The organism is Arthrobacter sp. SW1, assembly GCF_001766675.1.
Taxonomy (GTDB): Bacteria; Actinomycetota; Actinomycetes; order Actinomycetales; family Micrococcaceae; genus Arthrobacter.
In genome coordinates this window covers 208,731-222,034 of sequence record NZ_MJLT01000034.1, presented here as the reverse complement: position 1 = coordinate 222,034, position 13,304 = coordinate 208,731, and the positions used below count along the sequence as shown (strand labels likewise).

Annotated in this window: 14 protein-coding genes; 5 read left to right on the top strand and 9 right to left on the bottom strand. The window is 65.8% G+C overall.

Annotation, left to right across the window (positions count from 1 at the left end; all coding sequences use genetic code 11):
* Window positions 1–5: 5 nt before the first annotated feature.
* From BIU82_RS12850 to BIU82_RS12825, 6 genes are all read right to left on the bottom strand, one after another.
* Window positions 6–1,112, bottom strand: a complete 1,107-nt coding sequence (locus BIU82_RS12850) for a BMP family ABC transporter substrate-binding protein (RefSeq protein WP_253182773.1) — start codon at window positions 1,110–1,112, stop codon at window positions 6–8.
* A 227-nt stretch (window positions 1,113–1,339) separates the two neighbouring features.
* Entirely contained in the window at window positions 1,340–2,350 is a 1,011-nt protein-coding gene (locus tag BIU82_RS12845) for an NADP-dependent oxidoreductase (RefSeq protein WP_070349840.1), read from the bottom strand.
* Window positions 2,347–2,778, bottom strand: coding sequence for an organic hydroperoxide resistance protein (locus BIU82_RS12840; RefSeq protein WP_070349839.1), 432 nt, complete (start codon window positions 2,776–2,778; stop codon window positions 2,347–2,349). Before BIU82_RS12840 ends, BIU82_RS12845 begins: the two co-directional genes overlap by 4 nt.
* Window positions 2,779–2,829: 51 nt before the next feature.
* A complete protein-coding gene (locus BIU82_RS12835; protein ID WP_070349946.1) occupies window positions 2,830–3,270 on the bottom strand; it encodes a MarR family transcriptional regulator in 441 nt (146 codons plus the stop codon).
* A 131-nt stretch (window positions 3,271–3,401) separates the two neighbouring features.
* A complete protein-coding gene (locus BIU82_RS12830; RefSeq protein WP_070349838.1) occupies window positions 3,402–4,601 on the bottom strand; it encodes an amidohydrolase in 1,200 nt (399 codons plus the stop codon).
* A gap of 100 nt (window positions 4,602–4,701) precedes the next feature.
* Window positions 4,702–5,835, bottom strand: coding sequence for a sugar phosphate nucleotidyltransferase (locus tag BIU82_RS12825; RefSeq protein ID WP_070349837.1), 1,134 nt, complete (start codon window positions 5,833–5,835; stop codon window positions 4,702–4,704).
* A 240-nt stretch (window positions 5,836–6,075) separates the two neighbouring features.
* On the opposite strand from BIU82_RS12825, the gene sdhC reads away from it, so the two are divergent.
* The 5 genes from sdhC (at window position 6,076) to BIU82_RS12800 (ending at window position 10,503) form a co-directional block, all read left to right on the top strand.
* Window positions 6,076–6,456 (top strand): succinate dehydrogenase, cytochrome b556 subunit, encoded by a 381-nt coding sequence (gene sdhC, locus BIU82_RS12820; RefSeq protein ID WP_074466444.1) that lies wholly within the window; start codon window positions 6,076–6,078, stop codon window positions 6,454–6,456.
* Between the two features lie 3 nt (window positions 6,457–6,459).
* The gene (locus BIU82_RS12815; RefSeq protein WP_070349836.1) at window positions 6,460–6,921 is read left to right on the top strand and encodes a succinate dehydrogenase hydrophobic membrane anchor subunit; all 462 of its coding nucleotides are present in this window, start codon (window positions 6,460–6,462) and stop codon (window positions 6,919–6,921) included.
* 87 nt (window positions 6,922–7,008) lie between these two features.
* Window positions 7,009–8,808 carry a succinate dehydrogenase flavoprotein subunit gene (sdhA, locus tag BIU82_RS12810; RefSeq protein WP_070349835.1) on the top strand — a complete coding sequence of 600 codons (1,800 nt, stop codon included), beginning with the start codon at window positions 7,009–7,011 and terminating at the stop codon, window positions 8,806–8,808.
* Window positions 8,808–9,590 carry a succinate dehydrogenase iron-sulfur subunit gene (locus tag BIU82_RS12805; protein ID WP_070349834.1) on the top strand — a complete coding sequence of 261 codons (783 nt, stop codon included), beginning with the start codon at window positions 8,808–8,810 and terminating at the stop codon, window positions 9,588–9,590. Before sdhA ends, BIU82_RS12805 begins: the two co-directional genes overlap by 1 nt.
* Before the next feature lie 148 nt (window positions 9,591–9,738).
* A complete protein-coding gene (locus BIU82_RS12800; protein WP_070349833.1) occupies window positions 9,739–10,503 on the top strand; it encodes an alpha/beta fold hydrolase in 765 nt (254 codons plus the stop codon).
* Window positions 10,504–10,506: 3 nt separating this feature from the next.
* Here the strand turns inward: BIU82_RS12800 and BIU82_RS12795 are convergent, their stop codons facing one another.
* The 3 genes from BIU82_RS12795 to trpS form a co-directional block, all read right to left on the bottom strand.
* Complete coding sequence (locus BIU82_RS12795) at window positions 10,507–11,376, bottom strand: YihY/virulence factor BrkB family protein (RefSeq protein ID WP_139146611.1); 870 nt, start codon at window positions 11,374–11,376, stop codon at window positions 10,507–10,509.
* 157 nt (window positions 11,377–11,533) lie between these two features.
* Window positions 11,534–12,103 carry a 2'-5' RNA ligase family protein gene (locus tag BIU82_RS12790; RefSeq protein WP_253182779.1) on the bottom strand — a complete coding sequence of 190 codons (570 nt, stop codon included), beginning with the start codon at window positions 12,101–12,103 and terminating at the stop codon, window positions 11,534–11,536.
* A 136-nt stretch (window positions 12,104–12,239) separates the two neighbouring features.
* A complete protein-coding gene (gene trpS, locus BIU82_RS12785; RefSeq protein WP_070349831.1) occupies window positions 12,240–13,304 on the bottom strand; it encodes a tryptophan--tRNA ligase in 1,065 nt (354 codons plus the stop codon).

The window sequence follows — 13,304 nt, the reverse complement described above, 5'->3', positions numbered from 1 at the left end:
AAGGATTACTGCTTGGGGCTGTTGACCGATTCGACCTTCAGCTTGCCGGAGATGATGTCCGCCTTGAGGGCGTCCAGTTCGGACTTCGTTTCGGCGGAGACCGCGGAATCGAAATCGTGGAACGGGGCGATCGCGACGCCGTCGTTCGCCAGGGTGCCGACGTACGGTTCGTTGGAGAACTTGCCGTCCTTGTCATCCTTGACGATCGCTTCGACGGCCTCGCCCATCTGCTTCACCACGGAGGTCAGCATGAGGTCCTTGTACTCGGGAGCGGTCAGGTAGCCATCGGAGTCGACCCAGATGAGCTTGACGTCCTTGCCGGCAGCCTTGGCTTCCTTCAGGGCCGCGCCTGCGCCCTTGCCCACCGGACCGGCAACGGGCATGACGATGTCCGCGCCCTGGTCGAGGAGGTTCTTGGTGACCTGCTTGCCGGTGTCCTGCTTTTCGAAGTCACCGGTGAAGGAGCCGTTCTGCGAAGCCTTGTCCCAGCCGACCACCTGGACGTTCTTGCCCTTGGCCTTGTTGTAGGCCTGGACGCCGTCGTAGAAACCGTCCATGAAGATGGTCACGGTGGGGATCTTGATGCCGCCGAAGGTGCCCACCTTGCCGGTCTTGGAGGTGGCAGCCGCTGCGTAGCCTGCCAGGTAGGCGGCCTGGGCGGTGTCGTAGATGACCGGCTTCACGTTGGCGATCGGCTCCTTGTAGGAGAAGTCGACGATCGCGAAGTGGCTGTCCTTGTTGTCCGTGGCGGCCTTCTTGGTGGCGTCGCCGAGCAGGAAGCCGACGGTAACGGTCAGCTTGCAACCGGCGCTCATCATGCCGTTGAGGTTCGTTTCAAAGTCGCTGTTGGCCTTGGATTCAGCCGACTTGAGCTGGATGCCAAGATCCTTTTCGGCCTTCTTCAGGCCCTCGTAGGACGACTGGTTGAAGGACTGGTCGTCGAACCCGCCGGAGTCGGACACGATGCAGGCGAGGTAGTCACTGGTCGTCGGTCCGCCGGAGCCCGCCTCCGGTGCTGCCCCGCAGCCGCTCAGCAGAAGCGCAGCGGCGCCGGCTGTGGCTACGCCCGCAAAAGAACCGCGCTTGAGGGTGGCACGCAGTGATTGCTTCAATTTTCCTCCAGGAAGAAAGTGATTGATGCTACGACGGTGGGTCAATGAGTGTCCGTTTCGAAGACTCGGGCCTGAAATTCTGTTTTCACTGATGCTTCGCAGCACTGCGCCAAGGCGCATGGATGGCTCAACTTTAGTGGGCCGCAACACAGCCGGGTAGCACAAAAGTCCAACGATCCGCAGATCGTTGAACTTTCGTTACTTTGAAGTAGCTCTTTCGGGCCGGTTCAGACCCGCACGAGCATCTTTCCGGTGTTGGCCCCGTCCAGCAGGTCCATGAAGGCCTGCGGTGCGTTCTCCAGTCCGTCCACGATCGTCTCGTCATAGCGAACGGTTCTGTCGGCGAGCCATGCGGCCATCTGCCCGGCGAACTCAGCCGCGTGCTGCCGCTGCCCGCCCACCAGGAAGCCGCGGAGCGTGAGCTGCTTTCCGATCGCCACCGCGAGGTTCCGCGGTGCCGCCGGCGGTTCGGTCGAGTTGTACTGTGCGATGGCGCCGCACATGGCCACGCGTCCACCGGTGTTCATGAGCGCCAGCGCGGCTTCCAGGTGCTCGCCGCCCACATTGTCGAAGTACACGTCGATGCCGCCCTCCCCTGCCGCTGCCTTCAACTGCTCCAGGACGGGAGCGTCGCGGTAGTTGAAGGCCGCGTCGAAGCCGAGTTCCAGCAGGCGTTCCACCTTCTCCGGGCTTCCCGCGCTGCCGATCACCTTCGCGGCACCCATGGCCTTGGCGATCTGCCCGACGATCGAGCCCACCGCACCCGCTGCGCCGGAGACGAACACGACGTCCCCGGCCTTGAATTCGGCGACCTTGAGGAGTCCCGCATACGCGGTGAGGCCGGTCATGCCCAGTGCCCCGAGGAACGCGGAATCCGGGGCCAGTCCTGCGGGCACCGGCGTTGCCGTCGAGGCGTCCACCACTGCGTACTCGCGCCAGCCGAGCTGATGTACGACGACGTCACCCGGCTGGTGCGCGTCCGAACGGGACGCGACCACCTCACCCACCGCGCCGCCGTCGAGCGCTTCATCCAGCCGGAAGGGCGCGGAGTAGGACTTCGTGTCGTTCATCCGGCCGCGCATGTACGGATCCACGGAGATGAATCGGTTACGGACCAGGAGCTGGCCGTCCTGGAGTTCCGGGAGGTCCGTTTCCGCGAGACGGAAGTTCTCCGGCACCGGGCGGCCGTGCGGACGGGACGCGAGCTGGATTTCGCGGGAGCTGCGCGGCAGGCTCATGCGGCCACCTCCACAAGCTTGATGTCGACGTCGATGTTCCCGCGGGTTGCGTTGGAGTAAGGGCAGATCTTGTGGGCCTTGGCCACCAGTTCCTCGGCGGTCTCCCGGTCGAGGGCAGGCAACGCGATCTCGAGTTCGGCGGCAAGGCCGTAGCCTTCGCCGCCGTCGAGGGCGCCGAAGTGGATCTTCGCGGCCACCGCCGAGTCGCTCAGGTCCGCGCGGGCTTTGCGGCCCACCAGGCGCAGGGCCGAGTGGAAGCATGCGGCGTAGCCGGCGGCGAAAAGCTGCTCCGGGTTGGTGCCCTGGCCGTTGCCGCCCAGTTCCACGGGGCTGGCGAGTGTGACGTCCAGCTTGCCGTCCTTGGTGCGGGCGTTGCCGTCGCGGCCTTCGCCGGAAGCCAGGGCCTCCGCGGTGTAGAGGGTTTTCATCTCATGGTCCGTTCTGTTGTTCGGAAGGTCTTCGTGTGGATGGTCTTTGCGCTACTGCTTGTCCGCGCTGTGCAATGCGGCCGTGAGCCGCTGCAAGGTGCTGTGCAGCTGGGAGAGTTCCGCGGCGCTCAGCCCCGCGGCATCCGCGAGGCGCTTCGGCACGGCGGCCGCTCCCCCGCTGAGCTCCCGGCCGGCGTCTGTGAGGTGGATGTCCACGCGGCGCTCGTCTTCCTGCGAACGACGGCGCTCCACCAGTCCCAGCGCTTCGAGCCGCTTGAGCAGCGGCGACAGTGTGCCGGAGTCGAGTCCCAGCGCGGCGCCGAGTTCGCGGACGGTGCGCGGTTCCTCTTCCCACAACACCAGCATCACGAGGTACTGCGGGTAGGTCAGCCCGAGGGAGTCGAGCACGGGCCGGTAGACCGCCGTCGCCGCCTTCGAAGCGGAGTACAGCGCGAAACAGACCTGGTGGTTCAACCGTGGTGCGTCACTCATGAAGAAAACGATAGACCACAATTAGATTGCGCACAACTCAATTCACCAAAGAGAAGCGCGAACGTACAGTTGGGGCCCTAAATCGCCGCGGCGGGATTCGGGGCCCCAACTGTACGTTCGCGCTGGGAAATTCAGAGGTCGCGGATGGTGCGCAGTGCTGCGGCCGCGAGGACCTGCACGGCGTAACCGAGGGCCCGCTCGTCCACGATGAAGTCGCCGCGGTGCAGGTCGTACTCCTCGCCGCCCGGGGTGTGGGTGCCGAGGCGCATCATGGCCCCGGGAAGGTCGGCCAGGAACCAGGCGAAGTCCTCCCCGCCCATGGACTGCGGCGTCAGGACCACGGCGTGCTCGCCGAGCTCGGCGCGGGCAGCCGCTTCGATGATCGCGGTTTCGTCCTCGGAGTTGACCACCGGCGGAACGCCACGGGTGTGCTCCAGGTGCACATCCACGCCGTAGGGCGCGGCAACCTGCCGCACGACGTCGTCGAGCAGTTCGCCGGCGTCGTGCCAGGCGTCGCGGTCCAGGCAGCGCATGGTGCCGGCCATATAGCCGGTGGCCGGGATGGCGTTGGGCGCGGAGCCGGCAGCGATCTGGCCCCACACCACGGAGACGCCGCTGCGGACATCAACCCGCCGGGACAGCACGGCGGGGACGTTGACGGCGATCTGCGACAGCGCGAAGACCAGGTCTTCGGTGAGGTGCGGGCGGGAAGTGTGCCCGCCGCGGCCGGTCAGTTCGATCTTGATGGTGTCCGACGCCGAGGTGATGGCACCGATGCGGGTACCGATCTGGCCCACGTTGATTCGCGGATCGCAGTGCAGCGCCATGATCCGCGGCACGCCGTCGAGCACGCCCTGCTCGATGCAGGACAACGCCCCGCCCGGCATGGTTTCCTCGGCAGGCTGGAAGATGATGCGCACCGTTCCGCCCAGCGGGCTGATCAGGTGCATGTTGTGCAGCACCAGCGCCACGCCGAGCATGGTGGTGGTGTGGACGTCATGGCCGCAGGCGTGGGTGACGCCGTGGTTCTTCGAGGCGAAGGGCAGTCCGGTTTCTTCGATGATGGGCAGGGCGTCGATGTCGCCGCGCAACGCGGTGGCGATCGGCCCCTCCCCCACATCCACCGTGAGGCCGGTGCCCTCGAGGCGCCGCGGCTTCAGCCCTGCGGCCTCGAGCCGCTCCACGAGCTTGTCCGTGGTGCGGAACTCCTTGAAGGAAAGCTCGGGGTGCGCGTGCAGGTCCCGCCGGAATTCGATCAGTTCCGGCAGCAGGTCCTCAAGCCACGGACCCACCACGGGAGTCGGCTCGGTTTCAGTCGTGAAATTGCGCACCTCACAACTCTAGCCATCCGGCCGCTTCGCGGAACGAAAGAGGTCTCTTGGTTACGCGATCGTGCCTTTTCCCGTGGCGGGGCGCCGTGTGGAGCGCTGCCTAAAGGACGTCGGTGTCGCCGCTTGCCTTGAGCGCGTCGACCGCTCCCTTGACCCGCTGGGCGTGTTCCTTCGTGGTCACCAGGAGGGCGTCCGGGGTATCGACGATGACGACGTCCTTGATGCCGATCAGGGCAATGACGCGTTTCGTGTCGGAGACCACCACGCCGCTGGCGTTTTCGGTGAAAACGCGGGCGCCTTCACCGAGGACGGTGACCTCGTCGACGTCGCCGGCGCTGTTCAGGCGGCCGATGGCAGCAAAGTCACCGACGTCGTCCCAACGGAAGGCACCGGGCACGACGGCGACATCGCCCGCCGCCGCGGCCGGTTCCGCCACGGCGTAGTCGATGGCGATCTTCGGCAGCGTGGGCCAGACCCGTGCCGTAACTTCGGCGCGCTGCGGGGTATCCCAGGCGGCGGCGATTTCCTCCAGGCCGGCAAACAGTTCCGGCTGGTTCGCTTCGAGGTGCTTGAGCATCAGCGCCACGGGGGCAACGAACATGCCGGCGTTCCAGACGTAGTCGCCGGCTTCCAGGTATTTGCGGGCAACGTCCTCGCTGGGCTTCTCAACGAATTCGACGACGGCGTGCGCGCTTGGGGCACCTTCGACGTTCAGGAGGTTGCCGCTGCGGATGTAGCCGAAGCCGGTGGAGGGGTGCGTGGGCTTGATGCCGATGGTGACGATCTTGCCGCTGGCCGCGGTGTGGATGGCCTCGCGGACGCTGTCCTGGAAGACCTGGTCGGGGCTGATCACCTGGTCCGCGGCGAAGGAACCCATGATCGTGTCCGGGTCGCGGCGGTGCAGGATCGCGGCGGCGAGGCCGATGGCCGCGGCGGAGTCCTTCGGCTCGCTCTCCAGCACCAGTTCGTCGTCGCCGACCTCCGGGAGCTGGCGGCAGACTGCCGCACGGTGCGCGACGCCGGTGACCACCAGGACGCGGTTGCCCGCCAACGGCTCAAGGCGGTCATAGGTGGCGCGCAGCAGGGTGCTGCCGGAACCGGTCAGGTCGTGGAGGAACTTCGGCGCGGCGGCACGGGAAAGAGGCCACAGGCGCGTCCCGACTCCGCCGGCCGGAATGACCGCGTGGAAGCGGCTCAGCGGGGAATCGGCACTGGAAGCATTGTCTGTACTCACCGGCTTACCTTATCCGACCGCACCCGCATAATCCCGTTTGTGGTGTTCGTCTCATAAACGGATGTAAAAGCTTGAAAACAAGGCGGGAAACATTCCATTTCGCCAGCAGGATAGGGAGACCTGAATTGAATAAGCTGTGAGCGAAGCCTAGATTTAGGCTGAGCTACGAGTGCTCTCGCAGCTGGCGTTCCCCCGCATGGTCCCGTGCCAGCGCCGCTGTGATGCAGGAAGGTTTATTCAGTGCCGACAAAACCAGCTGGCACCTTGTACCGCGGCCGTGAAGGCATGTGGTCCTGGGTTGGACACCGTATTACCGGTGTTGTGATTTTCTTCTTCTTGTTGGTCCATGTCCTGGACACCTCACTGGTGCGTGTGTCCCCCGAGGCCTACACGGCCGTCATCGGCGCCTACAAGAACCCCCTCATGGCTTTGGGTGAGACCGCCCTTGTGGCCGCGATCATCTTCCACGCCTTCAACGGCCTGCGCGTGATCGCCGTCGACTTCTGGAAGAAGGGCGCGAAGTACCAGCGCCAGATGCTGTGGGTTGTCCTCGCGCTCTGGCTGGTCGTCTTCGCCGGCTTCGCCATCCGCCACCTTTCCCTCGCATTGGGAGGCCACTAAGCCATGACCGCCATCCAGTCTCCCCGTTCCGGCAAGATCGCTCCGCAGTACAAGCGCAGCGGCGGCAGCAAGGGCAACTTCGAGATGCTCGCGTGGCTCTTCATGCGGCTTTCCGGCGTCGTCCTGGTGGTGCTGATCTTCGGCCACCTCTTCGTGAACCTGCTGGTGGGCGAAGGCATCCACGCCATCGACTTCGGATTCGTCGCAGGCAAGTGGGCCGATCCGTTCTGGCAGTTCTGGGACCTCGCCATGCTGTGGCTCGCGATGCTGCACGGCACCAACGGTGTGCGCACCATCATCAACGACTACGCCGAGAAGGACTCCACCCGCTTCTGGCTCAAGGTGGTCCTCTACGCCGCCAGCGCAGTCATCGTCATCCTCGGCACCCTGGTGATCTTCACCTTCAACCCGTGCCCCGTGGTGGACGGCGTCCAGCTGCCGGGCGGTTTCTGCCCCGCGCCGTAGCGCTCTGCCGCGCCGCCTTTCCGGCGGCGCCCACACCGGCGGAGCCGATCCGCCGACCATCTGACTTTGAGAGAAAGAGCATCTGGTATGCAGGTCCATAAGTACGACGTCGTCATTGTCGGTGCCGGCGGCGCCGGCATGCGCGCCGCGATCGAGTCCGGTCAGCGCGCACGCACCGCGGTACTGACCAAGCTTTACCCCACCCGTTCCCACACGGGTGCCGCACAGGGCGGCATGTGTGCAGCCCTGGCCAACGTTGAAGAAGACAACTGGGAATGGCACACCTTCGACACCATCAAGGGTGGCGACTACCTGGTTGACCAGGACGCAGCCGAGGTCATGGCGAAGGAAGCCATCGACGCCGTGCTGGACCTGGAAAAGATGGGCCTGCCCTTCAACCGCACGCCCGAAGGCCGGATCGACCAGCGCCGCTTCGGTGGCCACACGCGCGACCACGGCAAGGCCCCGGTCCGCCGCGCCTGCTACGCAGCAGACCGCACCGGCCACATGATCCTGCAGACGCTGTACCAAAACTGCGTCAAGCACAACGTTGAGTTCTACAACGAGTACTACGTCCTGGACCTCCTGCTGGTCGAAGAGGACGCGGTCCGTGAGGACGGTACGCCCTACAAGCAGAAGCGCGTAGCCGGCGTGGTGTCCTACGACCTCGCCTCCGGCGAACTGCACGTCTTCCAGGCCAAGTCCGTGGTCTTCGCCTCCGGCGGTGCCGGCAAGGTCTTCAAGACCACCTCCAACGCCCACACCCTGACCGGGGACGGCATGGGCATCGCATTCCGCCGCGGCATCCCGCTGGAGGACATGGAGTTTTTCCAGTTCCACCCGACCGGCCTGGCCGGCCTGGGCATCCTGCTCACCGAAGGTGCACGCGGCGAAGGGGCCATCCTCCGCAACTCCGAGGGTGAGCGCTTCATGGAGCGCTACGCCCCCACCATCAAGGACCTGGCACCCCGCGACATCGTGGCCCGCGCCATGGCCAACGAGGTCCGCGAAGGCCGCGGCTGCGGCCCGAACAAGGACTACGTGCTCCTTGACCTGACCCACCTGGAGCCGGAGCACATCGAAGCCAAGCTCCCGGACATCACCGAGTTCGCCCGCACCTACCTTGGCGTGGAACCGTTCACGGAGCCCGTCCCGGTGTTCCCCACGGCGCACTACGCCATGGGTGGCATCCCCACCAACATCGCCACGGAGGTCCTGCAGGACAACGACACCGTTGTTCCGGGCCTGTTCGCCGCCGGTGAGGTTGCCTGTGTGTCGGTGCACGGTTCCAACCGCCTCGGGACCAACTCGCTCCTGGACATCAACGTCTTCGGCAAGCGCGCCGGCATCGCCGCCGCGGAATACTCCAAGACCGCCGATTTCGTGGAGCTCCCGGAGGACCCCGAAGCCCAGACCCGCGGCATGCTTGACGGCCTGCTGAACGGCAACGGCACCGAGCGCGTGGCCCAGATCCGCAAGGAACTGCAGGACACCATGGACGCCAACATGCAGGTGTTCCGCACCAAGGAGTCCCTCGAGAAGGTCCTCAGCGACATCGCGTCCTTCGAAGAGCGGTACAAGAACGTGGTCGTCCAGGACAAGGGCAAGCGCTTCAACCTGGACCTGCTGGAAGCCGTCGAGCTCGGCTTCCTCCTGGACATGGCGAAGGTCATGACGGTCGGTGCGCTGCACCGCGAAGAGTCCCGCGGCGGCCACTACCGCGAAGACTTCCCGGACCGTGATGACGAAAAGTTCATGAAGCACTCCATGGCTTACAAGGATTCCTCGGTAACCGCCGAATCCTCGGCCGAGTCCGTCGCGGGCATCCGTCTGGAGACCAAGCCCGTTGTCTTTACCCGTTACGAGCCAATGGAGCGTAAGTACTAATGACGACCGAAATGGCTGAGCCGGCCTCCAAGATCGAACTCCCGGCGGGCGTTGGCGGCGGCGGAGAAATCCCCACCTTCAACATCACCCTACGGGTCCGCCGCTACAACCCTGAGGTCTCCGAAGAGGCCGCCTGGGAAGACCATCAGCTGACCATGTACGGCACGGACCGTGTGCTGGACGCCCTGCACAAGGTCAAGTGGGAAATCGACGGTTCGCTGTCCTTCCGCCGCTCCTGCGCCCACGGCATCTGCGGTTCCGATGCCATGCGCATCAACGGCCGCAACCGCCTCGCCTGCAAGACCCTCCTCAAGGACCTGGACACCTCCAAGCCCATCACCGTCGAGCCCATCAAGGGCCTGCCGGTCGAGAAGGACCTGATCGTGGACATGGAACCGTTCTTCCAGTCCTTCCGCGAGGTCATGCCGTTCCTGATCAGCAAGGGCCACGAGCCCACCAAGGAACGCCTGCAGTCCATCGAGGACCGTGAGCGCTTCGATGACACCACCAAGTGCATCCTGTGCGCGGCCTGCACCTCCTCCTGCCCGGTGTTCTGGACCGACGGCCAGTACTTCGGCCCGGCAGCGATCGTGAACGCCCACCGCTTCATCTTCGATTCCCGTGATGACGCCGGCGACATGCGCCTGGAGATCCTCAACGACAAGGAAGGCGTGTGGCGCTGCCGCACCACCTTCAACTGCTCCGAGGCCTGCCCCCGCGGCATCCAGGTCACGCAGGCGATCGCCGAGGTCAAGCAGGCCATCCTGTCCCGCAAGATCTAGCGTTCCGCGCAGACTGGTTGAGAACAGACAGCAGTACAGCCCGACGACGGCGTTCCCGCTTTGGCGGGGTCGCCGTCGTCGGCGTTTAAGCACCCAAGCCCCTGCCGGACAGTAGGCTGGGCGGCAGGAACAAGCGAAAGGCGGACTAGTGTCCACATCCGTGAAGGTCAGTTTCGAAGGCAGCACCGGCGCCATGCTGGCCGGCATCCTGGACGTACCGGAAGGCCCCCTGCGCGGCTGGGGGCTCTTCTCGCACGGCCTGACGCTTGGCAAGGACAGCCCGTCGGCGTCACGCATCTGCAAGGGCCTGGCCGAGCAGGGCGTGGGCATGCTGCGCTTCGACAACCTGGGCCTGGGCGGGTCGGCCGGCGACTGGTCCGACGGTTCCTTCAGCGTGAAGGTGGCGGACACCATCAAGGCCGCGGAGTTCATGCGCGCCGAAGGCAAGCCGGTTTCCCTGCTGGTGGGCCACTCCTTCGGCGGTGCCGCAGTCCTGGCCGCCGCGGGCAGCCTCCCGGAGGTCGAGGCCGTGGCCACCGTGGCGGCACCCTTCCAGCCGCGCCATGTGGAGCACATGTTCGACGCCGAGGTGGACACCATCCTCAGCGAAGGCAGCGCCGAAGTGAACCTGGGCGGACGGCGCATGGAAATCCGGCGGCACTTCGTGGAGGACGTGGAGAAGGCGGACCTGCGCGACTGCATCCGCAACCTCCACCGCCCGCTCATGGTGCTGCACTCCCCCACGGACAACACCGTGGGCATCGAGAACGCCAGCGAAATCTTCCAGACCGCCCGGCACCCGCGCAGCTTCGTCTCCCTCGAAGGCACCGAACACCTGCTCACCGGCAAGGGACAGGCGGCCCGGGTGGCGCGGATCGTCTCCGCGTGGGCCGGCCAGTACCTCGACAAGTAGGAGCTAGAGGCGCACCGGCCGCGAACCGAGCGTCTGGGCCCGCTTGGGCTCGGGCTTGCTGAGATCCGCTTCCCGGATGGCGGACCAGGACGCGGAGAGCAGGTACACCTGGCTGACCAGGTTGAACCAGATCAGCAGGCCGATAATGATGGCGAACGGGGCCAGGATGGGGTTCTGCCCGGCGCGCGCCAGCAGTTCGGTGCTGAAGACCTGCAGGATGGTGGTTCCCGCCGCCGCGAGCAGCGTCCCCTCCAGGAAGGCCCGCCGCGGCAGTTTCAGCCCGCCCGCCAGCCGGAACATCACGACGGCGGTGGCCCAGTTCAGCAGGAACGGCACCACGAGCTTCACCGCGGCGGCGATGGGCCCTGCGATTGCCTCGTCGAGGGCCAGCAGCCCGATCAGCCAGCCCGCGGCGGCGCCGAAGACGATCGACACACCCGCGCTGGCAATGAGCGCCACGCCGAGCAGCAGCAGGGTGCCGGCGTCGAATAGTTTCATGAGGAGCGGGTTCCGCTTCAGCGGCGGCAGGTCCGCCACCCCGCGCAGGCCATCCCTCATGCTGGCGATCCAGCCGAGGGACGTGAACAGGGTGACGGCTGCGGCAATCACAGCGGCGAGCCCCAGGCCGCCGGGGTTCAAAAGGGCCTTCGGATCGACCAGGCCGTCCCCGCCGTCGACCTTCAACAGGCCCGGAGCGCTCTCGGCGACATTGGCGATCACGGCGTCCACCAGGGCGGGCTGCCCGGCCAGCACCAGGCCGGCGATGGACAGGCCGGTGGCCAAGAGGCCGGTGATTGAGAAGAACATGTTGAAGCCGATGCCTGCGCTCATCAGCGGCCCGTGGGCGAGGTTGTAGTGCTGCCAGACGCGCATGGGACGAAAGACGTTCAGCCGTGCGATCAGGAGCTGCAGGAGGGCCAGCGGACGGGCGGCAATTCCCTGCCCGGAGCGCCGGGCCTTGCCCCATTCAAGTTTGCGGTGGATCAACACCACCCTGAGCTTGGCGAGCTCGGTGGGCAAGGGTGCTTCTTCAGCCCCGTTCGGAGCCTTCCTGCGCTTTGTCAGCCGCTGTTTGGTCAGTCTCTGCTTCGTCAGTATCGCCGCCAAAGTCGAACTCTTCCCGTAGCTGCCAGATCCCGTTGCTGTCGTGCTCGTAGAGTCCCATGCTAACCACAGGGAACGTGGCGCTGTAGTCCTTGAGGACGGTTTCGGCTTCGTCGAGGTTCTCGGGGGCGACGTCGTGGGCCACCGTGACGTGGGGGTGGTACGGGAAGGGGAGCTCGCGTTCCAGCGGGCCGCTCTGCAGCTGTTCATGCAGGGCAACGCACTCGCCGAAGCCGTCTTCGACCTTCAGGAAGACCACGGGAGAGACCGGGCGGAAGGAGCCCGTGCCGGAGATGGTGACCGTGAAGGGCGCCTGCCGGACTGCGATGCTGCGTACGTGCCGGGTGGTGGCTTCCCAGTCCCGGGCCGGCGTGGTGGTGACCAGGGTGATGTGCGCGGGAATGACGTCCGCCATGGGGTCGCCGAAGGATGCCCGCCATTGCTGCAGTTCCGCGGCGATGTCCGGCGGGAAGCCCAGGATGATGCCGACGCACATCGGATTGTCGCCGCCGCAGCCTGCCGTGGCCGAAGCGGCCGACGGCGTGGTCCCGGCCAGGGTGCCCGCGGCCGGGCCGGTCCCCGCGGTGCGGGGACCGGCCTCTGCCGTGAGCTTGCTGGCGGGGACCATGGTCCTAGAGGGCCTGTCCTGCCGGGGCGAGGAAGCCGACCTTCTTGTAGACGTCGGCAAGGACAGGAGCTGCCACCGCACGGGCCTTCTCGGCACCGCGGGCCAGCAGGCGGTCCAGTTCCGCCGGGTCTTCGAGCAGTTCGAAGGTGCGCTTGCGGATGGGTTCCAGGCGCTCCACGACGGCGTCCGCCACGGCCACCTTCAGGTGCCCGTACATCTTGCCTTCGAATTCCTTCACGAGCGTCTCCACCGAGGTGTCCGAGACCGTGGAAAGGATCTCGAGCAGGTTGCTGACGCCGGGCTTTTCCTGCCGGTCGTAACTGACCTCGGTGCCGGCGTCCGTGACGGCGGACTTGATGCGCTTGGCGATGACCTTGGGCTCGTCCAGGATGTTGATCAGGCCGTTCGGGCTCGAGGCAGACTTGGACATCTTGGACGTGGGGTCCTGGAGGTCGTAGATCCGGGCGCCGTCCTTGCGGATCAACCCCTTCGGAACAATGAAGGTCTCGCCGAAGCGGTGGTTGAAGCGCTGCGCAAGATCGCGGGCCAGCTCCACGTGCTGCTTCTGGTCATCGCCCACCGGCACGGCATCCGGGTTGTAGAGCAGGATGTCGGCGGCCATCAGCATGGGATAGGTGAAGAGCCCCACGCCAACCGAATCTGATCCCAGCTTGGCGGACTTGTCCTTGAACTGGGTCATGCGGGAGGCCTCACCGAAGCCCGTCAGGCACATCATGATCCAGGCCAGCTGCGCATGCTCAGGCACATGGGACTGGACAAACAAGGTGGACTTCTCGATGTCGATGCCGCCCGCGATGTACTGGGCCACGGTGCGGCGCGTACGTTCAGCGAGGTCGGCGGGATCGTGCGGCACCGTGATGGCGTGCATGTCCGGGATGAAGTAGAAGGAGTCGTAGTCCTCCTGGGCCTTGACCCAGTTGACCAGGGCACCGAGGTAGTTTCCCAGGTGCAGGGAGTCCGCGGAGGGCTGCATTCCGGACAGCACGCGCGGGGCACGTCCGTCGTGCGCAGAGAGCAGCTCGTCTTCGGTAATGGTTGTGTGATTCAT

Coding starts and splice junctions, on each gene's coding strand:
- BIU82_RS12845 (WP_070349840.1), bottom strand. CDS start 2,350: ATGAGCCTGCCGCGCAGCTCCCGCGAAATCCAGCTCGCGTCCCGTCCG.
- BIU82_RS12840 (WP_070349839.1), bottom strand. CDS start 2,778: ATGAAAACCCTCTACACCGCGGAGGCCCTGGCTTCCGGCGAAGGCCGC.
- BIU82_RS12835 (WP_070349946.1), bottom strand. CDS start 3,270: ATGAGTGACGCACCACGGTTGAACCACCAGGTCTGTTTCGCGCTGTAC.
- BIU82_RS12815 (WP_070349836.1), top strand. CDS start 6,460: ATGACCGCCATCCAGTCTCCCCGTTCCGGCAAGATCGCTCCGCAGTAC.
- sdhA (WP_070349835.1), top strand. CDS start 7,009: ATGCAGGTCCATAAGTACGACGTCGTCATTGTCGGTGCCGGCGGCGCC.
- BIU82_RS12805 (WP_070349834.1), top strand. CDS start 8,808: ATGACGACCGAAATGGCTGAGCCGGCCTCCAAGATCGAACTCCCGGCG.
- BIU82_RS12795 (WP_139146611.1), bottom strand. CDS start 11,376: ATGCGCGTCTGGCAGCACTACAACCTCGCCCACGGGCCGCTGATGAGC.
- BIU82_RS12790 (WP_253182779.1), bottom strand. CDS start 12,103: ATGTGCGTCGGCATCATCCTGGGCTTCCCGCCGGACATCGCCGCGGAA.
- trpS (WP_070349831.1), bottom strand. CDS start 13,304: ATGAATCACACAACCATTACCGAAGACGAGCTGCTCTCTGCGCACGAC.